General features: G+C 65.6%; 12 protein-coding genes and 1 pseudogene. 3 read left to right on the plus strand and 10 right to left on the minus strand.

What is annotated here, in order from left to right; genetic code table 11:
* Positions 1 to 136 precede the first annotated feature (136 nt).
* Entirely contained in the window at positions 137 to 1546 is a 1410-nt protein-coding gene (locus tag O4220_RS27295; RefSeq protein WP_269608680.1) for a plasmid pRiA4b ORF-3 family protein, read from the minus strand.
* Between the two features lie 106 nt (positions 1547 to 1652).
* Between O4220_RS27295 and O4220_RS27300 the strand changes: the two are divergent.
* Positions 1653 to 2330, plus strand: a pseudogene (locus O4220_RS27300) (LysR family transcriptional regulator); the annotation flags it as partial.
* 215 nt (positions 2331 to 2545) lie between these two features.
* Here the strand turns inward: O4220_RS27300 and O4220_RS27305 are convergent.
* The 8 genes from O4220_RS27305 to O4220_RS27340 form a co-directional block, all read right to left on the minus strand.
* A complete protein-coding gene (locus tag O4220_RS27305; protein WP_269608681.1) occupies positions 2546 to 3103 on the minus strand; it encodes an ester cyclase in 558 nt (185 codons plus the stop codon).
* Positions 3100 to 3798 (minus strand): SDR family oxidoreductase, encoded by a 699-nt coding sequence (locus O4220_RS27310; protein WP_269608682.1) that lies wholly within the window; start codon positions 3796 to 3798, stop codon positions 3100 to 3102. Before O4220_RS27310 ends, O4220_RS27305 begins: the two co-directional genes overlap by 4 nt.
* 110 nt (positions 3799 to 3908) lie before the next feature.
* The gene (locus O4220_RS27315; RefSeq protein ID WP_269608684.1) at positions 3909 to 4457 is read right to left on the minus strand and encodes an LpqN/LpqT family lipoprotein; all 549 of its coding nucleotides are present in this window, start codon (positions 4455 to 4457) and stop codon (positions 3909 to 3911) included.
* A gap of 76 nt (positions 4458 to 4533) precedes the next feature.
* Positions 4534 to 5451, minus strand: a complete 918-nt coding sequence (locus tag O4220_RS27320; protein WP_269608685.1) for a hypothetical protein — start codon at positions 5449 to 5451, stop codon at positions 4534 to 4536.
* Between the two features lie 4 nt (positions 5452 to 5455).
* Positions 5456 to 6238 carry a hypothetical protein gene (locus O4220_RS27325; RefSeq protein WP_269608687.1) on the minus strand — a complete coding sequence of 261 codons (783 nt, stop codon included), beginning with the start codon at positions 6236 to 6238 and terminating at the stop codon, positions 5456 to 5458.
* A 64-nt stretch (positions 6239 to 6302) separates the two neighbouring features.
* On the minus strand, positions 6303 to 7142 hold the full coding sequence (locus tag O4220_RS27330) for an HAD family hydrolase (RefSeq protein WP_269608688.1): 840 nt from the start codon (positions 7140 to 7142) through the stop codon (positions 6303 to 6305).
* 28 nt (positions 7143 to 7170) lie between these two features.
* Positions 7171 to 8376 carry a metallophosphoesterase gene (locus O4220_RS27335; protein ID WP_269608689.1) on the minus strand — a complete coding sequence of 402 codons (1206 nt, stop codon included), beginning with the start codon at positions 8374 to 8376 and terminating at the stop codon, positions 7171 to 7173.
* A gap of 9 nt (positions 8377 to 8385) precedes the next feature.
* Complete coding sequence (locus tag O4220_RS27340) at positions 8386 to 13467, minus strand: AAA domain-containing protein (protein WP_269608690.1); 5082 nt, start codon at positions 13465 to 13467, stop codon at positions 8386 to 8388.
* A 279-nt stretch (positions 13468 to 13746) separates the two neighbouring features.
* Between O4220_RS27340 and O4220_RS27345 the strand changes: the two genes are divergently transcribed.
* Positions 13747 to 14421, plus strand: a complete 675-nt coding sequence (locus tag O4220_RS27345) for a TetR/AcrR family transcriptional regulator (protein WP_269608691.1) — start codon at positions 13747 to 13749, stop codon at positions 14419 to 14421.
* A 416-nt stretch (positions 14422 to 14837) separates the two neighbouring features.
* The gene (locus O4220_RS27350) at positions 14838 to 20315 is read left to right on the plus strand and encodes a carboxyl transferase domain-containing protein (protein WP_269608692.1); all 5478 of its coding nucleotides are present in this window, start codon (positions 14838 to 14840) and stop codon (positions 20313 to 20315) included.
* Between the two features lie 98 nt (positions 20316 to 20413).
* On the opposite strand, the gene O4220_RS27355 is transcribed toward O4220_RS27350, so the two are convergent.
* The gene (locus O4220_RS27355) at positions 20414 to 20626 is read right to left on the minus strand and encodes a hypothetical protein (protein ID WP_156399347.1); all 213 of its coding nucleotides are present in this window, start codon (positions 20624 to 20626) and stop codon (positions 20414 to 20416) included.
* Between the last annotated feature and the right edge of the window lie 73 nt (positions 20627 to 20699).

Consider the following 20699-nt stretch of genomic DNA (forward strand, 5'->3'; position numbering starts at 1 on the left):
CGTATCCCTGTCCGTGAAGACCGGGTCGGTGTCCGTCGCTCTGACTCGACAAAAGCTACGCCACCAACCCCACCAACGCAAATCGGCAGGTCAGGAGTGTCCACGGCATGATCGACCGGCGAAACCGTCCTGTGGATCAAGTCAACAAGGCGTCCCGCGCGAATCGTCGCGACCAGCTCGGCGAGTCCGACACACTCTGACGGAAGTAGAACTGCGGACCGTGGGCACCGATGAGGTCGAGGAAGCTCACTGTGGCCTGCGCCGCGAACTGCGCGTCGAACACACCGGAATCCTCACTTGCCCAACCCAGCTCCGCCACAGTCTCGATCAGCATTTCGTTGCGATGAGCGGAGGACGCAGATGCAGCGAGCGAGATCAGGAAGAGCGTCGCGGCGTCGGTCTCGTACGTCTCCTTACCCAAAGGGAGTCGCGAGGCGGAATGTCGCCACAGCCCGACCGGGTCGCCGGCCAAGCTTGCCCCCAACTTCGTGCGCATCAGTCGGCCCTTCGATACCCGCGTCAATCCCAGGTGCCGCAGGGCTTCGCGAAGGTCGGTCACCTGATGGTGGTCGATCTCGCGATTGCTCGTTCCTACCCATCCCAGACCCCAATCGAGCTCTTCCCGGATCGCCGCGACGAGTGCGGGCTTGAGATAGCCGGCATCTGTCAGGACAACTCCGTCGTCGCCGATCCGGCCGAGGAACCACGTCAACTTGGCCATCGCGATCTCGGCCACCGGAAGATCCACCGAACTCTCGATGGTCAGTTCGCATCGGGGCAACAGCGCCATCAAGGACGGCACTTCCGCAGGACGCACGCGATCGAAGAGTCTGCCGACAGCGGGTGCCGTCGCCACCGCCTCGGCGAGAACCGACCGTCCCGTGTCGAGCGCGTGCAACTTCTTGTTGACCGCACCGACGTCGAACCGGTACGGGTTGAATGCCTCACCCCACCTCTCGAGCAGGAGGGGAAATTCGGAATCGGCTGGATCGGCAGCGATGTCGAGATCCTGCGCATAATGCGATGGCCCGCCGCAATCCTCGGGCGGGCACGCACGAGCTCCATCCAGGCAGACCGATCGCAGGTCGTCGATGTCGGAATCGATCTGCTCCAGAACGATGGTGTGTGTCCATCCGGCACCGAAGTCGTACTCGTAGATCAGCACGGATCCGCGCACCGTGAGCACCTCGTCGAGCCGAACCCGTTCTTCGCTGACTGCCTCGTCGTCCGGTTCGTGATCGAGTGTCTCGGCCATCTCGAAGCGACGCATCGCACCGACGGTTCCGATGCTGAAGGCGTGCATGTGCCGGTCTTCCCACCCCAGCACGCACTGCAACACCGAGTGCAGTTCGGACAACAGCAAGTCCGAGCGCACCCGCACCCGACGCCAAATTTGCGGTCGCGTGTGATCGATGGTCACTCCGAGCACCAGGCGAACCAGGCTTCGCCCCGTAACCCGTGTCGCACCGCCGTCCGACAGCACCTCGGGATCAGGCAGATCCGGGACCACCGACAAGTGCCGGACACGGCCGGTTCTGATCGACATGCGGTCGACCTTAGCCGGATCGACCCGTCGGACACAGGCGTCGCACCTCCCTGTGAGGTGATCCGACCTGGTCACCGAGGACACCGACGTCACCTACTCTCGAACGGTGCCGACCCTGCGTGCCCTCGAATGCTTCGTCACCGTCGTCGAGTGCGGTTCGGTCACCGCCGCGTCGGCGCGTCTGCACCTCTCGCAACCGGCACTGTCGCATCAGTTGGCCGCGCTGGAGACCGAGATCGGGACACCGCTTCTCGAGCGACTGCCGCGCGGTGTCCGTCCCACACCCACAGGGTTGGCAATACTCGCTGACGCCGAAGCCGCACTGGCGGCGGCCGATCGGGTGGTCCGGACCGGACGAGCCGTGGCCGACGGTTCTCGCGGGCGACTTCGACTCGCCTGCGTCGAAACGATGACAGTCCCTGTAGTCGCTCCGATAGTGCGCACGTGGGCCCGCAAGTATCGCGACGTCGACGTGGAACTCTCCGAACACAGCAGCGCCGACGCCATGGCCGATTCCGTAACCGGAGGCGCGTCCGACCTTGCCGTCGGCCCAGCCTCGGATCGATTCACCGGGCAGATCACCGAGATCGGCACCGAGGACATGCTCGCGGTGATACCCGAAGGCCTCGACCTCACGGACGAACCGAGTGTCTCGTGGAACGATCTGCGCGGTAGACCGATGGTGCACTACCACCCCTCCAACGGACTCGGAGCGTGGATCGATGCCGAGGCCGCGGCGCACGAGGTATCCATGACGGTCAGTACGCGCACCCGAAGTGCCACTACCGCAGCACAATTGGCCCGCGCAGGCTTGGGGATTGCGCTGGTGCCGACGTCGGCTCTCCCCCTCGATTCGACGGCGTCGTCAAGCCTCTACAGCCGAACCTGCGTCGCACCGTGGTCGCCATGGTCGGATCGCCGAGTGACGCCTTGGTTCAGCGGTTCGTCGCCGACCTGCTCCGCCGCGGGATTCCGTCCGGCCGGCCGCGGTGACACACATCAGTTCATCCCGATCAGACCCGCTTGCTGCATGAACGTCAGGTTGTCTTCGAGGTGCCAGTCCTCGACGATGCGCTGCTCCCCCACGTGCTGGATGTCGATGGCACCGAACTCGACCGTCTGACCGCTTCCGGCCGTCGACCCGTATGCCCCGGTGAAGTGCCCACGAAAGATCAGTCGGGCCGTGAACGTATCTCCGGTGACGTACAGATCGGCCAGTTCGCAGGAGAGGTCCGGAATCGCAGTCCGGAAGCCGGCCGAGGCGACTACCGGCCCGTTCGGCCCCTGCGGTCGGCCCGTCGGCAGGGTGTCGTCGACGAAAGTACCGTCCAACGCGCGATCGAGATACACCTGTTCGCCCGTATCCCAGAACGTGTACAGGTTCTGCGCAACCGACACCACGTGCCGGGTGCGGTCGCTGACCGGTGCATCACCCAGGTGCACCGCGTTCGGCTGGATCAAATCGACCGAGGGGTCGAGCACCGAAGAATCGGCGGGCGCGGAACTGCAGGCCGCTGCGAACAACAGCGTCAGCAAGGCGAGCGACGCCCGTCTCATGCGAGATGTCCTCCCCCATCGACGTGCAGGGTGGTGCCGGTGACAAAGGTATTGGCCAGCGCATAGAGCACTGCGGCCACCACGTCGTCCGGCCGACCGACCCGGCCTACAGGATTGGCTCGCGCAGTCTCGGCGAAGAACGAGTCCTTCCCGGCTCCCATCGAGTCCCACACGCCGGAATCGACGATGCCCGGTGACACCGCGTTGACCCGAATCGGAGCCAATTCGACCGCGAGCGCCTCCACGAGAAACGCCACAGCACCGTTGGTCGTCGCCATCACCGAGAGACCGGGTGCCGGCTTCCAGGCGGCCACCCCGGAGAAGAACAGCAGCGAGCCGCCCTCCCTGATACTCGATGCGAAATGCTTGGACAGCAAGATGGGCCCGATCACTTTCGCGTCGAACGCCTTTCGAATGTCGGCGACGTCGAGGTCGGCGACCGGGCCGTTCGCATGATCGGCCGCAAGACTCACCACATGATCGACCGATCCGACCGCCGCGGCCGCGGCGGCGATCGATTCCTCGTCGGTCAGATCTACGATCACCGAGGTTGCCCTCGGACCCAGTGTCGCGGCCGCGTCGTTCAGCACGTCCGAACGTCGACCGGCGAGGATCACCTCGCCTCCCCCGTCGACGATCTCGGCAGCAACGGCCCGCCCGATTCCCGACGCTCCACCTACAAGCAGTACTCGCATGACGCTTCATCCTTTCGCTCGATTGGTACCTGACCAGCCAAGCGAAAAGTTCACCGTCGGACAATCGTAATTATCTGGTTCTGCCATAGATCAATTCGATGGGTCTGAGACTACGTTCCGTTCGTCGTCAAGCCGTCGTTGATCGCTGTGACGTCGAAGGCCAACGCGTCGAGCTGAGATGCCAGCGTCGTCACCGTCAATTGCACCAAGTACTGGGTATCGACGCCCACCAACACGTACCGAGTCGTCACCGCTGCTTCGAGTTGTTGCGCGACGTAGGTACCCCGAATGAATCGCGATGGCCAACCGAGCCACGACGCCGCGCTCGCCTCGTGCTCCACCCATCCGGGCATCGCCCGGCCGTCTCCGAAACCCAACGCCATCAACGCTTCCGGATCGATCGAGCGCGAGAGGGCACCGACCAGAAGCACAGCATTGGGAGCGAATCCGTTCTCCACGAGATTCGGTTCGACGATCACCTGGGTGGCCCCGGGAAACTGTGCCGGATCGAGCGTCTGCCAGCCTGCAGGCACCGGCACGGTGATGCCCAGCTCTGCCGCCGCGACACCGTCGAGTGGAGACACCCGTAATGCGTGCGCGTTCAAGTACTCGGCGATCGTGGTGGGTTCGGTCGGCTCCGGCGACTGGGCGTCGTTCACAGCATGGGCCTTTCGATGGCGGACGAATCACTGGCACGCCAGAGGCTACCTGCGCGGATCCGGACCTCGACAATCGCTAGAGGCAGTGCCCCGCAGGAAGCTGAGTACTGCGCGACTCCAGCCAGCCACCGACCGCGTCGAGCATGGCGGTTCCGTCGGCGAACGAGCCCGAATTCGGTTGCGCCGCAATCGCTACACCGACACGTCCTGCAACGGTGGTGACGATACCGACTTGTCGCACGACGTAGCCACCGTCCGCTCGCGGTCCCCAGCCTCCCTTGAACGCTGCGTCGGACAGCTGGCCCAACCCCCATTGCTGCTCCGGCACAACATTGTTCATCATCTCGACCACCGGTTCCGCGTCCGGAATGCACGACAAGCCGGCCGCGAATGTCGCTTGGTCCTGCGTCGACCATTCGGTTTGCCCGAACGCGCTGAATTCGGGACGGATCCGCTCCCGCTGAATTGTCGTGGCAGAGTCACCGCCTTGCCGCAGAACCGACTCGACCGCGGCACCCGCAGCAGCGGAATCACCCAGCGAACCCCACAGCGCGTCGGCCGCTGCGTTGTCGGAGCTCTCGATCGCCGCTGCAGCGTCGGCCACCACCGCGTCACCACCATTGCGCAGAGCGGCCACAGCCAGCGGTACTTTGACCGTCGACCACGCAACACCGGAGGTCCACGTTCCGAGCACGGTGGCCGGACCGCCGCCGACCGGAACAAGAGCAAGGCCGATGGGTCCACCTGCCGCAGATTCGAGGACGCCGAACTCCGCCGCCAGATCGGCGGCAGGCAACGTTTCGACCGGTACCGCGGTGCTCCACACTCCAGGGTCCGGCGTCGGTCGATCCGACTGGGGCACCGGCAGGGGCGTCGACTCGGAGACCCTCGACGCATCCGCCGCAGTACCGTCGTCCGTGGCAATGGTGCAACCGGAGATCAGGAGTGCAAGCGAAACAGAGACCGCGTAAAAGCTTCGGGTGGCGCGGTGCATCGACCTAGAAGAGGTAGACAACAGCGTTCTCGCCACCGGTGCACGTGACCAACTGCGCGGACGACACGCAGTTCATCTCGTACCGTTTGCCGGTGACAGGACTGCTCGCCACCACGGTTCTGGAATTGCGATCCGAGCCGCCCCGGGTGTAAGCCAACCGCACTTCCTCGGCGAACGGGCACGACGTTGCCGTCGACCCCACTGCCGAACCCCGAAGGCCGCTGGTCGACGCAACGCTGGCCGGGCAGGTCTGCGCGCCTGCCGGCAGCGTCGTCACGCCCGGTTCCTGTCCACCCGCCGATGAAGAGCCCGGTGCCGCGCCGGAAGCGCCGCCGTCGACGGCTGCGGACGACGGTGCGGCAATCCCCGACGTCACGGGTGGACTGGCGTCGCCGCGCACAGTCAACCAGGCGAATACGCCGCCGAGAATGAGTGCTACCGCCACCAGAACGGCAACGACAATCCAGAGACCACCGTTTCCCTTCCGCGGCGGCTGCGACGGACCGCCCGCGAACACGGGCGGGAAGGGAACTGCGCCGGACCCTCCCGACTGAGCTGCGGCACGCGGCTGTGCTGCTCCTCCGGACTGCGGGAGGGCACCAGGCTGTGCTGCGGAACGCGGCGGGCGGAGAGGACGACCGGACGGAGACGGGGAATCGGAAGGCCCGGGCTCGGCAGGATTCGGTGAGTACCCCGGCGGTGGAATCACTCGATCGGACGGATTCGGCTGCGCGCCGTACTGCCCGTAGGCGCGCTGCGAGGGGTCCCCCGAACCTGGATAGCTCATGGTGTCCTTCTGCCGATGATGGTGCCAGCCTTTCACACAGTGTCGTCAGCCAGCAGATCGGACGTTACAGATCGGCGCGGTGTGCGGTGAGTTCTTCCAAGTAGCGTGCGACCGCGTCGTCGTCGTTGCATCCGAGGACACGATCTGCGACGGCAAGCACCGGTGCCGCGGCATTCGACGGACACAACGCCGTGCCCGCCCATGCGAGCATCGGTAAGTCGTTGCGCGCATCTCCAACTGCTGCAACCGAATTCGCCGATATTCCCCACTGCTCACACAACTCCTTCAGCGCGCTTGCCTTCGAGACCCCGGCAGCAGACATCTCGATGTACGGCGCACCGGAGTGCGTCAACTCCACACCGTCCAGGCCGGCCGCAGCGACGAGCTCGTACAACGCCTCACTGGTTGTATCCCTGTGCCGAGCAACAATTTTGACCGTCGGCTCGATCTCGACCGACAGACCGTGATCGGAGAGTTCCATCTCGTGGGGTTGCCGATGATGGTCGGCGAACATGCACAGCTCCGCATACCCGGCCTCTGCCACGAATCGAGTGGCACCGACGGTCGCGAATGCCACACCGGGTACGAGAGACCGCACGGCCGACTTGACCGACGCGACCGTCTCGGCCGGCACCGACCTGGTACCGACGATGTTCGGGGTGCCGTCGGCCAGATCGAGAACCACGGCACCGTTGGCCCCGATCGCCGTCCCCCGGAAGCCACAGGATGCAGCGAGTTCGTCGATGGAGTGACGCGCCCGAGCGCTCGCCCACACCACCCTGATTCCGGCGGCGTCGGCACCGGCCATCGCGTCGGCCGTGCGCGCCGAAATCGTTCGGTCCGAACGCAACAGCGTGCCGTCGAGATCGGTTGCGACCACCACGACGTCTTCGGCTCTCTTCACTCCACCGATACTGCCAGGTGTCGCGGCCTCAGCCTGCGACCAACGTCAGAACGGAAATCTCGCTCGGTGCGAACACCCGGAACGGCGGACCCCAGAATCCCGATCCGCGGCTGGTGTAGAGCTGAGTTCGGCTGCCATGACTGCTCAGCCCGTGTACCACCGGCTGATCGAGACGGACCAACGCCGAGAACGGCCAGATCTGACCGCCGTGTGTGTGGCCGGACACCTGCAGATCGACACCTGCCCGGACGGCGTCGCCGATCTGTTTGGGCTGATGGGCCAGCAACAACACAGGCGTCGAGGGATCGGTACCTGCGAGGGCCCGGGGAAGATCGGCACCGTGTCCGGGCGCACCGGAACCCTTCGCCGTGGCGTCGTCGACGCCGGCGATGATCAGCGCGTCATCACCGCGATGGAGCACCACGTGCCGATTGTGCAGAGAGTTCCAGCCGATGCTCTCCATGTGATCGAGCCACTCCTGTGCTTCGCCGAAGTACTCGTGATTGCCGGTGACGTACACGCGCGCCGATGTTGCGAGCATCGATTCCAGCGGTGCTGCCTGCTCTCGACGCCGACCGACCGAACCGTCGGCTATGTCTCCGACATGGGCCAACACATCGGGCTCGAGCGCATTGACGGCATCGGTCAATCGGTGCGACCACGTTGTCCGATCGAGCGGGCCGAAATGCGTGTCGGTCACCAGAACCACCCGCAGGCCGTCGAATCGAGCACCGAGCCGGTCGATCCGCACGGTCGTGTGCCGAACCCGCGGCGTGCGCATCGCCTCGTAGTGACCCCACAGTGCAAGGACGACGACGATTCCCGCGGTCGCCACCGACACGATCCGCGACCGCACCGGGTCGTCGACGCCGGCGAACCACAGACCCAGCCGCAGCAACAACGACAGCGCCGACCACACGAATGCTATCCAGACCAGACCGAGCAGAACGTCTCCGACGCGTGCCCAGGCATCCTTGACTCGTCCCTCGGGACCGGGCCGGTGACCCAGATACATCGACGTGGGTAGCGCGAGGAACGCGGCGACCGCAACCGCGGTTCCGACGACCTGCGCAGCCGATGTCCACTGCGCGCCCGCGAACACGACCGTCCACGTCGGCAGTGCGAAAAGCACAGCGCAGACAACGAACACAACGGTGGGCACCACGATCCGGCGACGACGCGAACCGTGCTGTGAGGCCGACCGGTCGGGGTGCTGCGTCTGGCGATCTGTCATCGGCGGGCGCTACGGTCGGTGCCCATTGGTGTAGCCGCGGAGTCCGTTGAGCGGGAGTTCGTGCTCGGCGATCTCCTCGTCCTCCGGTTCGTCGAGACCGGTGCTCGTCTCGGCATCGGTCTTCTCCGGCTCCACCGGACTCTCGTCTGCCCCGTTCGGCACGGTAGCGGCGGACTCGGGCGGCTCGACGGAGGGTGTCGTCTCGTCTGGAGCCGTGGCCGCCTCCTCTGCCCGTGCAGTTGATGTCGCTCCGTTGTCGGCCGTACGTTCGGTTGCAGCGGTTTCCGGCTTCTCGGGCTTGGGCTGCGTCGAACCATCGGTCATCGGCGACCGACTCGACGTCGAAGACCCGTTCGAGTGAGCGACGCCACGGGAGACGGCGGATCCGTCGGTCGCGTGAGCGCCGTTGGTTCCGGCCCCGTTGGGCGTTCCGGTTCCGTCGGTGCCCCGAGAGCCGTTGGTCGGCGTCGGTGTCGACGTTTCCCGGTTTCCGGGGTCGGCCTCGGCCGGGATGTCGATGTGCGGCATGGTCCACAGAGACAGCACCGATTCATGGCGCACCGAGGAGTCGTCGGTGGGCGAGGTATCGAAGGCACCGGAGTCGTCGAACTGCGACGCCTCGAGCGGCACCGGCGTCCACGTCCCGTCGGAGGGCGCAACGCCGTCCACCACAACACTGTTTGGCTTGATCCCCAGCTGGGCCAACGTTGCCCAGAGGCTTTCCAACGCCGCATCCCGGTCGAGGTAGTACTCCGATTCACGCACCCGCCAGAACGTCCAACCGCAGCGCTTGAGTTCCTGTTCACGCTGCAGGTCGGCCAACCGCTGCGCGGAGGTGGACAGGAAGGTGTCGCCGTCGCACTCCACCGCCAGTCGCGAGGACTCCCCGGTGACCACCAGGCCGAGACGCCGATTGTTCACTTCGACACCGGGATTGACGTGGAATCCACGTTCGACGAGGTCGTTCCAGAGCTGCTGCTCGAGCAGCGTCTCGAATGGGGCCGTCCTGACCTCGCGTGAGACGTTCACCGGCATCGGGTCGGCCGGGGCGGGCGAGACGGAGGTGACGTAGCTCAGCAACGAGTTACGCAGGTCCGCTCGCTTGAGGCGGTCGACCGTGACCGAGTGGAAAAGCCACAGCTGATCCTGTGCCCGCGAGGCCGCCACGTTGAACCGCCGCTTGTACTGGTTGGCGGTGAGGGTGGCGAAGTTCTGGTCGGGGGCCACCACCATCGACAGAAACACGACGTTCCGTTCGTCGCCCTGAAAGTCCGGCGGCGTGCCGACGCGTAGGCGCCGTTGTTCCCACTGTTCGATGCCGATGCGCTTGATCAGCTCGTTGCGAATCTCGTCGACCTGCGACTGTCCTTGCAGCACAACAACGCCGAAGGTCAAGTTGTCGTACGAAGAATCCGCGAGGCAGTCGGCGATCTGTTCGGCGATCGCAACGGCCTCGGTGCGGTTGACAAGCGACGCATTCTTTCCGGTCACCGTCGCACCGCGAACGTACGTGTGCCGCAACGGCGGTAGCCGATCCGCCCCGAACTGCCGCACGGGAACGAGCGGCGAGTCTCCGTAGAACTGCTGGCTCGACCAGTTGATGATCTCGGGCATCGACCGGAAGTGCTCGCGCAATCGAACCACCTGGCCGAACCTGGTGCGCAACATGGAGAACAGACTCGACCTCGGAGTCAGTGTCGCCCGCACATGTTCGGGCAGATCGGGCAGGTAGACGTCCAACCGATCGAATACGTCCTCGAGGGTACCGGCCTGCATGACATCGGCGGGTGCACACTGACGGTCGTCACCCACCACGATCACGCGAGGCGCGAGATACAGCAGGAAGAGGCTGGTGATGTCCGCCTGGCTGGCCTCGTCGACGATGACGACGTCGAAGCTACCCGGAACCGGCGGAATCGACGCCAGCACCTGCGAGAGCGGCATGACCCACGCAGGCACTGCGCTCTGCGCCTCGCGCATCGCCGATCGTGCTGCACTGCGGTAGGTTTCGGCATACTTGCCCGCCCCGGATCCGATGCTGGAGATGTGTTCGCGGTAGGTCTGCAACGCACGGACCTCGACGGCTGTCATGCGCTCGAGACTGTTGCGCCACGCACTCGCGGCAGCGAGACGGGTAGTGAGATAAGCGATATCGGTATCGGCAGCGGCCAATTCCGCTTCGAGCTGCTGTTCGAGACCGCCGTGGTGCTGCTCTCCGACCCACTCGCGCGCACGACGCCACGCCCAGGCCTTCGACATCTGCCAACTCAGCTCGTCCCACTCGACGTCAGCGGCGGTGTCCTCGACCAGGTCGAACAGGGCGGGTGCCACCGCGGACAGTGATGCCGACATCGACTCGAGCAGGAGTTGATCCTCCTGCTCGGCACATGCCTGCGAATACGACGCAACGGCCGCAGCCAATTCCACCGGGTCGGCGGTGCTCAACGCACTCACCAGGGTCGAGCCCTCGGGTGACGGCCCGGCATCGATGCGAGTGGCTACCGAGAACTGCAGGGCGTCGAGTTCGGCACGCGCGGCATGAATGTCCATTCGCTCGGCGATGGCATCGGCGGCTCCGGCGATCTCGCGCGCCTCGGTCATGCTCCGAATCCACGGTGCCGCAGGGGAAATAGCGTAGAGCCGGTGCACCAGGGCGTCACGTGCGGAAACCACCGACGCCACCAGGCCGAGCCTATCGGCGATGCGCGCCAGGTTGTTGACGCGAATCGAACGCGTTCCGTCGAGCGGAACGACGATCGCCAGGTCGGCCAGGAGCACCGATGCGGTCTGCACGGTGTCCAGTGCGCGGATGTGTTCGGCCACCAGACGCGCGGCCATAGCCGTCGTCGCGGGTTGTCCGTCGACCGTGGCCACGATGTCGAGTGCCTCGACGGCTTTCTGTTCCTCGCTGCGCCGGAACCGCGGCTTCCACTCGACACCCGACTCCAGGGCTCCGGCCAGCGCATCCATCGCCGCCAGCGCCGCCGCCGAACTCGACGAACATTGCACGTCGTGTGCACCGACGTAGCGATCCGATGCAGCTGCCGTCTCGACCATCATGTCGAGTCCGCTGACCCGGGACCACAGGTGCGCAGCTTCACCGGACAGCACCGAATCGGCCAAGCGCGAATAGGAACCGTCGAGTTCGACCACCGCTCGTACTCGAGCGGCCAGCTCCTCGCACAGTTGCCGGATCTCTGCGGACACCTCCGGCTGCACGCCGTCGAGCAGCGTGATGAGGGACGCGGCCTGCGGCGAGACCACGCCGATCTCCGCGCCTGCACGCTGGCACAGCGCGGCGAGTTCGGCCGAATTCGGCAGCATCGACTCCGGGCGCGGCAGCACTTGACGGGAGCGCAGTCTGCGATTCTCGTCCGAGGTTGCGATCAACGTGCGCAAGCGATCGACCTGAGTGCCGTCGAGTGGGGGCCGGTCGGCCAGCAGCGGGCCCGGCAGCCACTCGTGTGAGCTCTCGACTGCTTTGACCTTGCGGACGATCGAGGACACCGTGCCGTCATATCCGTCCGAAACATACTCGTGCACAACAGTTTCGGACTCGCGGAGCGCGCTGACGCGGTCCATCAGCTCGGCCCGCCCAGCGACAGCCGCCGCACGCTTCGTCGTCAGTGCTTCGATCTTCTGCACCTCGCTGGCCTCGTCGAACGAGGTCTTGCGTTCGGCTATCTTCGCGACGCTGCGGTTGAGCTCGTCCGAACCACCACGAGAGAGGTCGGTGATGGACACACAGAGCTCCTGCAGCTCCGGCGGCAGTTTGTCACGCAACACACGCAAAGCTTGTGACTTCTCACTGGTGACCAGAACCCGTTGACCGCGCGCCAACAGCCCCGACATCAAGTTCGCGATGGTGTGGGTCTTGCCCGTACCCGGTGGGCCCTCGACCACGACACCGCTGTCGCGTCCGAGACGTTCGATGATCTGCGACTGCTCCGCATTCGCAGGCAGCGGAAACAGCGGATCCTCGGCCAATACCGCAGACTCACCTGCTCCGGTGCGCTCGAGCCACGCCAACCGATCTGCCGGTTCGATGGCATCGACGAGCTGAGCGAGCCCCAGCGGCACCGGGGAGTCGGCGAACTCGAGGTCGGCGATCATCCGCTCGTAGTACTCGACCAGAGCGAACGAGTCGCGAGTACGGAGCACGAGAGCAGGCGAGATGGTCAGTGTTCGGTCGTCGTCGATGTAGGCGAGGGCTCCGGGTGGTCCGACCCGATCGAGAACCTCGATCGGGTGCCGAGGAACCCGCGCAGCCCAGCTTCTGAGGAACTGTTCGACTCCGGTTCCGATGGGCGAGGTGACCGAGTCGTGTAGTTCCTGAGCCAAGTCCACCGACCCGGACGTGTCGAATTCGTTCGAGCCCGTCAGCAGCTGGCCGTCCTCGAGCCTCGGGTTGGTGTTCGCTGCGAGACGGACCAGCAGGTCACCGGTACGGATATCCCGCTCGATGTTGGCCGATTGCGTGATCAGGTGGGTGCGCACGCTGCGCTGGGGATCGGTGTTGCTCGACGTCAGCAGACCCGAGGCCACCACGAGTTCGATCGACTCGGGCCGCGACGCGAGCTCCTGCATCATCAGCTGAAGAGCCTGATAGAGCGCAGCCTGCGGACGGCGATCGCGATCCTCCTGTGCCCATTCCTTCCACGACTCCGAGTACTCCTCGAAGGCCTTCTTGATCTCGTACGCCTTGCGGATATCGAAGTCGGCATCGGACTCCTGCGCCTCCGCACGACGGCGTGACGTCACCGAGGACGCGTCGGCCAGCTCCAGCTCCCGGTAGCGGCTGTCGGCAACGATCTGAGGGTCGAGCCAACCCGACAACAGCTCGGGCGGCGCGGGTGGGTCGTCGACCGCGATGCGCGGCGCACGGAGTACGACGCCACCCTGTTCGGCTCGCGGATCGAGCTGCATGGGCACATCACCGGTATGCACCCATTCGACCTGCACGTGGTCGTCGAATCGCAGCACGGGGTTCGATCGCGCCTCGACGATCTCGCGAAGAAAGCGCAGCAGGCGTTGCACCCTGCTCTTGAGCTCGTCGTCGTGTTCACGACCGGTAGCCGCTGCAGCCGTCACAGTTTCCCCACAAATACTCGAATGGTCGTCCTCTTCGGGACAGTGCTAGCGCACCCCGGCCACACTAGCCGCTGGCAAGCAGTTGTTCACCGCGTCCTGAGCACACAGAATCGGTTCTAGTGCTGGGTCACAAAGACCCTTTTCGGTGGCCGTGTCCACCACAGCGGACCGATCCGATTCCGCTCCCTTCGCACCGGCTCGACCGCGCTCGATCACGCGAGTTCCGTAGCGGGGTCGGATTCACACGGAACAGCGCGAACGATGACGTATAAAGACTGAATGCCTGCTGCGCCCGAGTCCGCTCGCGAGCTTCCGAATCGGGAGCTGCCGACCACGCCGCGCGGGCTGAGAACTCGATCCTCGCTCGTCGCGGCCGCACGACGTGTCTTCGAGGACGGCGGATACCTCGACTCCCGGCTGATCGACATCACCCGCGCCGCGCGATGCTCTGCCGGGACCTTCTACACGTACTTCACCAGCAAGGAAGAGATCTTGGCGGCGGTGCTCGAACAGGCCAGGGACGACATGCTGCACCCCGGTACAGAACGCGTGGATCCCCACGAAAATCCGGTGGCCGTGATCGCGGCGAGCAACCGCGCCTACTTCGAGGCGTACCAGCGCAACGCGAAGCTGATGGCCCTGCTCGAGCAGGTCTCGAACATAGATCCCGAATTTCGCCGGCTACGCCGCGAGCGCGCAGACGCCTTCGTCAGACGCAATGCTCGCAGCATCGAGAGTCTGCAGAACCGAGGCCTGGCCGACACCGAACTCGATCCCCTTCTCGCGTCCCGAGCACTGTCGTCGATGATCAGTCGGCTCGCGTTCAATCACTTCGTAGTCGACGCCGCAGACGGCACGGACCCCGGGGACTACGAGGGCCTGCTCGAGACCGCGACCCGACTGTGGGTCAACGCGCTGCAGCTGCCCCGCACGGTCGACGGGGGTGCAGAGTGAGGGCTCGACATGCGACGTATCGGAACGTGAGAGAGAGCTCGGCCGAGTCGTACCCGCCGGTAATGTACTCGCCGGTAGGAAACGGAGTAGCTGAACGGCGAATTTGCCCATACGCCAACGCTACTCACGGGTACGATGTCGAATCTGCCCGACAGGCTCGATTGCAGCGATACGAAATACGCTGTCACAGAATACGATTCAGCTCTTGGTGATCAATCACACTCACGCCGAACGCCGTTGGCGATGCACAGGGGCATATTGCCGTTAGAATAGGTCGATCGGAGTGCTGGCATGGGCGTAGGAGTGGAGCCTGCGGAACGACCCGACCACCGAGTGACGAACATGCCTGGCACCAATCCACGTTCCATCGAGAGTGCATCGACGAGGTGCGCCCATACCGAGCGAAGAGAGATACGTTGTTCAAGCGGATTGCAGTAGTCAACCGAGGCGAGGCAGCAGTACGGCTGATCCGAGCCGTCCGAGAGCTCAACGCCGAACACGATTACGGCATCCGCACCGTAGCGCTGCACACCGAGGCGGAGAAGCGGGCCATGTTCGTCCGCCAGGCCGACGAGGCCGTCACGCTACGCAAGCCCGCGTCCGGGTCCGCGTACCTCGACTACGGCGTCCTCGAGGCCGCACTGGTGGAGTCCGGTGCCGACGCAGTATGGGTCGGGTGGGGCTTCGTCGCCGAGGACCCGACGTTCGCGGACCTCGTCGCCCGGTTGAACATCACCTTCATCGGCCCGTCCGCCGACGCCATGCGTCTGCTCGGCGACAAGGTCGAAGCCAAGATCCTTGCCGAAAAGGTCGGCGTCCCGGTCGCACCGTGGTCCGGTGGACCGGTCGAGACACGCGCGGACGCTCGCCGTCACGCAGCGGCGATCGGCTACCCGCTGATCATCAAGGCCCGCTCGGGCGGCGGTGGCCGCGGTATCCGCAAGGTCTTCCACGAGGACGAACTCGAACTCTCGCTCGAGCGCACCCAGGGTGAGGCCGAGCGCTCGTTCGGCGACCCGGTCGTATTCCTGGAGCGTCTGGTCACCGATGCCCGCCACGTCGAGGTTCAGGTCATCGCCGACAGTCACGGCAACGTGTGGGCTCCTGGTGTGCGCGACTGCTCGATCCAGCGCCGCAACCAGAAGGTCATCGAAGAGTCCAGCTCGCCGCTGCTGACCAAGGAACAGGCCGATCAGCTGCGCACGGCCTCGGCCGAGCTCGTCAAGGCTGCGGGCTACCAGGGCGCAGGCACCGTCGAGTACCTGTACCAGCCCGAGCAGAAGATCTTCACATTCCTCGAGGTCAACACCCGCCTGCAGGTCGAGCACCCCATCACCGAATACACGACCGGCATCGACCTGGTGAAGCTGCAGATCCTCGTCGCCGACGGTCAAGCACTACCCGGCGAGTGCCCCACCGAGTTCGGCCACGCCGTCGAGGCCCGCCTCAACGCCGAGGACGCCGACAACGGCTTCGCACCCGCACCGGGCACGGTCGAGCTGCTCAAGTTCCCGCTCGGCACCGGCATTCGCGTCGACACCGGTATCGCCCAGGGCGACGTCATCCCGCCCGACTACGACTCGATGGTCGCCAAGGTGATCGCTTGGGGCCGTGACCGCAGCGAAGCGTTGGCTCGCCTGCGCAACGCGCTGCGTGAAACCACCGTCGTCATCGACGGCGGCACCACCACCAAGTCGTTCCTGCTGAGCCTGCTCGACCGCGAGGAAGTCATCTCCGCCTCCGCCGACACCGGCTGGCTCGACCGCACCGAGGCCGGCTCGCAAGTAGGCCCGACGGCGGTCGCCGACATCGCCATCATCGCCGCGGCCATCGACGCCTACGACGCCGAGGAAGGCCGCGAGCGCACCGCGTTCCTCAACTCCGCTCGCGGCGGCCGTCCGCGCGCCACCCATGCCATCGGCCGCACCGTCGAACTGAACTACCAGGGCCAGGCCTACAAGCTCGAAGTAGGCCAGACCGGCACCCACCGCTACAGCATCGACGGAGATGCCATCGGGGAGTTGCAGGTCGACGTCGAACGCCTCGGCACCTACGAGAGCCGACTGGTCATCGGCGACCACCGCTACCAGGTGGTCACCGTCGCCGGGGCCGCGCACTTCCTCGTCGAGGTCGACGGCATCAGCCACCAGATCTCTCAGGACGAGGCCGGGTTGGTCCGCGCGCCTGCCCCGGCCGTCGTCGTTGCCGTCCCGGTCGCCGTCGGTGACGAGGTCGAAGCAGGACAGACCCTCGTCGTCCTCGAGTCGATGAAGATGGAAACTGCCGTCCGATCCCCCTACGCGGGCACCGTGCGTGAGGTCCTGGCCTCGGTCAACGGACAGGTCGACGCCGGGGCAGCCCTGCTGCGCGTCGATCAGGCCGGTGAGCAGAAGGTCTCCGAGCAGGCACCGCGCGTGCAGTTCCGCGGCATCGACGACGCCGCGCAGCGCTCGCCGCAGCGCCGCGCCCTGGACCGCCTCGACGAACTCGCAGCCCTCATCACCGGTTTCGACGTCAGCGGAGCCCGCGCTCGAAACCTGTTGTCCACCTACGAGACTCTGCGCGCCGACGTGCCGCGCAACGACTCGGAACTCGTCGGTGCCGAACTGTCGTTGCTGAACACATTCGCCGACATCTGCGAACTCTCCCGCAACCGACCGACGATGGACGAGGAAAGCAACGACGAGCGCGTGCACTCCCCGCGTGAACACTTCCACTCGTTCATGCAGTCGCTCGACGCGGACGTTCAGGGCCTCCCGGAATCCTTCCGCGGCAAGCTCACTCGCGCCCTGGCGCACTACGACGCCGCCATCGACGAGGGCCGCACCCCCGAGCTCGAAGAGGCCGTCTACCGCGTCTTCCTCGCCCTCCAGCGCATGGAGAACCAGGTTCCGGTCATCGCCGCCCTGCTCGGCCACTGGCTCAGCGACAGCTCGGAACAACCCGACGCCACCCCGGCCATGGCCGAGGTACTCGAACGACTCATCGGTGCCACCCAGGCCCGCTACCCCGTCATCGGCGACGTCGCCCGCAACCTGCGCTTCCGGCTGTTCGACGAGCCGCAGATCCGCACCGCACGAGAGAAGATCTACGACGGAGTTCGCGGCAGCCTGCAGTACCTCGCCGAGAACCCCGACGCCGCCGACTACTCGGCACGCGTCGCTGCTCTCGTCGCTACCCCGGAGCCGTTGATCGAGCTGCTGGCACAACGGATCACCGCTCCCGGAGCCCTGCTCGAGGTGATCACCCGTCAGTACTACGAGATCCGCACACTCGAAGACGTCAAGGCCTTCGACCGCGACGGAAAGCACTTCGTCACCGGCACTTTCGAGCTCTCGGGCGAACAGCTGCACCTGATCTCCACGGCCACCGACTTCGATTCTCTCGCAGCCACTCTCGACGCTGTAGACGATATCGCCGGCCCCTCGCCGGAGAACCTGGCCGTGGACCTCTACCTGTCCTGGCCGGATGCTCCGACCGACGGCGACGCGCTCTCGGACCAGCTGCAGGCCGTTCTGGCCGCCCATCCCGGCACCGGCCGCTGGCGTCGCGTCACCGTCACCGCCTTCGGATCCGCAACCCGAAAGATGACCTACCGCCGCACCACGGTCGAGGGATCCGAGCCCCTCGCCGAGGACACGATCATTCGGGACATGCACCCGCTGACCGGTCAACGACTCGACCTGTGGCGACTGAAGAACTTCGACGGAATTCGTCTGCCCGCCAGTGCCGGCACGTACCTGTTCCACCTGACGTCGAAGGCCAACCCCTCCGACGAGCGACTCGTTGCCCTGGCCGAGATCCGCGGTGTCACAACACAGTTGGACGATGCCGGCAATATCATCGCCGTACCGGAGATCGAGCGGACCGTCGCGGCCTGCCTCGACGGAATCCGCCGGGCCCAAGCCGGACGCGGTAAGAAGCGCCTCGACGCCAACCGCGTCGTGCTCTACGTCTGGCCGGTACTCAACGTCCCCGCCGACCGCATCGCCACCATCGCCCGTCACATCGCGCCGCTGACGATCGGAGCAGGCCTCGAAGAGATCACCCTCATCGCGCGCCTGGCCGAAACACCGGGCGCGACGCCGCGCGAGGTCGCACTGCGTCTGTCGTACCGATCCGGTGCCGGCATCGTCGCCAAGGTGACCCCGCCGCCGACCGAGCCGATGCGCCCGCTCGACGAGTACACCCAGAAGGTCCAGCGCTCCCAGGCCCGCGGCACCGTGTACCCGTACGAGCTGATTCCGTTGCTCAGCAGCAACGGTGGCACGTTCACCGAGTACGACTTCGACGCCGACGGCGTGCTCGCGCCGGTCGATCGTCCGTACGGTCGCAACTCCGCAGGCGTCATCGTCGGCGTGGCGACCACACCGACCGCCAAGTACCCCGAGGGCATCACCCGCGTCGCACTGTTCGGCGATCCGACCAAGGCACTCGGCACGGTCGCCGAGGCCGAGTGCTCGCGCATCGTCGCCGCCATCGACCTCGCCGAACAACTCGGCGCACCCGTCGAGTGGTTCGCATTGTCCTCCGGCGCAACGATTTCCATGGAATCGGGCACCGAGAACATGGACTGGGTATCGCGCGGCCTGCGCCGCATCATCACCTTCACCCAGGCCGGCGGCGAGATCAACATCGTCGTCGCGGGCATCAACGTCGGCGCGCAGCCGTACTGGAACGCCGAAGCCACGATGCTCACCCACACCAAGGGCATCCTGGTGATGACCCCCGACAGTGCGATGGTGCTCACCGGTAAGCAGTCCCTGGACTACTCCGGCGGCGTCTCGGCCGAGGACAACTTCGGTATCGGCGGCTACGACCGCGTCATGGGCCCCAACGGCCAGGCGCAGTACTGGGCACCGAACCTGCGGGCCGCGTGCGACATTCTGTTCGCGCACTACGACCACGCGTATGCCGCACCGGGAGAACGCTTCCCACGTCGCGCAGCCACCGCGGACCCGACCGAGCGCGACGTGCGTACCTACCCGCACGTGCACCCGTCGAGCGACTTCACCACCGTCGGCGACATCTTCTCCTCGGTCACCAACCCGGACCGCAAGAAGCCGTTCGACATTCGCACCGTGATGCGCGCCGTGGTGGACCAGGATCACTCGGTGCTCGAGCGTTGGGCCGACATGGCCGATGCCGACACCTCCGTGGTGTTCGACGCCCACCTCGCCGGAATCCCGGTGAGTGTGATCGGTATCGAATCGCGAGCCATCCCCCGCAAGGGCTGGTTCCCGTCCGACGGCCCCGATCAGTGGACCTCGGGCACCCTGTTCCCGAACTCGTCGAAGAAGACGGCACGCGCCATCAACGCCGCCAGCGGAAGCCGGCCGATCGTGGTGTTGGCCAACCTCTCCGGCTTCGACGGATCACCGGAATCGCTGCGTAACATCCAGCTCGAATACGGTGCCGAGATCGGCCGTGCCATCGTCAACTTCGACGGACCGGTCGTGTTCTGTGTCGTCTCTCGCTATCACGGCGGCGCGTTCGTGGTGTTCTCCGGAGCGCTCAACGACAACATGGAAGTCCTCGCCGTCGAGGGCTCCTTCGCCTCCGTACTCGGCGGCGCCCCTGCAGCCGCCGTGGTGTTCACCCGCGACGTCAACGCCCGCACCGCAGCGGATGCAGAGGTCAAGGAACTCGAAGCACGGTTGAATGCAGCCGAGGACGACGCCACCCGCTCGGCACTGCGCGTCGAGCTCGGCACAGTGCGAGCAAACGCCCGCAACGCCAAACTGGGTGAAGTGGCAGCCGAATTCGAGGCAATCCACAACATTCAGCGTGCACAGAACGTCGGATCGGTGCACCACATCGTCCCCGCCGCAGAACTGCGCCCGCAGTTGGTCGCCGCCATCGAACGCGGAATGGCGCGGTCGCTGGCGAAGTAGGGCTCAGGCTCCACGCAAACGCGCGCGCGTTTGCTGGATGCGAGCGGAATCGTTACCTATTCCGTGAGCGTCTGGCGAATGCGCGCGCGTTGGTCGATTCAGGGGATGTCGTACTGAGGAATCGTGGCCACAATTCCGGTGCACTGCCCGGTGAAGATGGTCAGCGCGCACGCCTCCCACAACCGCGACAGATCCGACAACGCGCCACTCGCGCTACCGGTGCTTGCGCTCCCGGTATCGGCTACCGCGACCGCAGGCGACGCAACGGCGATAACGGCCGCTCCCAACACAACAGCAATACGACGCTTCACGCTGTTCTCCTCTTCTCGTCGTCGGACATGGTTCGCTCGACACGCTAACCTCACGTCCCAATTGTCACAATCG

Origin of the sequence: Rhodococcus ruber (genome assembly GCF_027270735.1) — a bacterium.
In the GTDB taxonomy this organism is placed as follows: Bacteria; Actinomycetota; Actinomycetes; order Mycobacteriales; family Mycobacteriaceae; genus Rhodococcoides; species Rhodococcoides rubrum_A.

What these genes read in the sequence shown, in the direction of transcription:
- O4220_RS27320 (WP_269608685.1), bottom strand. Translation starts at nt 5,451, where the DNA reads ATGCACCGCGCCACCCGAAGCTTTTACGCGGTCTCTGTTTCGCTTGCA.
- O4220_RS27325 (WP_269608687.1), bottom strand. Translation starts at nt 6,238, where the DNA reads ATGAGCTATCCAGGTTCGGGGGACCCCTCGCAGCGCGCCTACGGGCAG.
- O4220_RS27345 (WP_269608691.1), top strand. Translation starts at nt 13,747, where the DNA reads ATGCCTGCTGCGCCCGAGTCCGCTCGCGAGCTTCCGAATCGGGAGCTG.
- O4220_RS27310 (WP_269608682.1), bottom strand. Translation starts at nt 3,798, where the DNA reads ATGCGAGTACTGCTTGTAGGTGGAGCGTCGGGAATCGGGCGGGCCGTT.
- O4220_RS27295 (WP_269608680.1), bottom strand. Translation starts at nt 1,546, where the DNA reads ATGTCGATCAGAACCGGCCGTGTCCGGCACTTGTCGGTGGTCCCGGAT.
- O4220_RS27335 (WP_269608689.1), bottom strand. Translation starts at nt 8,376, where the DNA reads ATGACAGATCGCCAGACGCAGCACCCCGACCGGTCGGCCTCACAGCAC.
- O4220_RS27305 (WP_269608681.1), bottom strand. Translation starts at nt 3,103, where the DNA reads ATGAGACGGGCGTCGCTCGCCTTGCTGACGCTGTTGTTCGCAGCGGCC.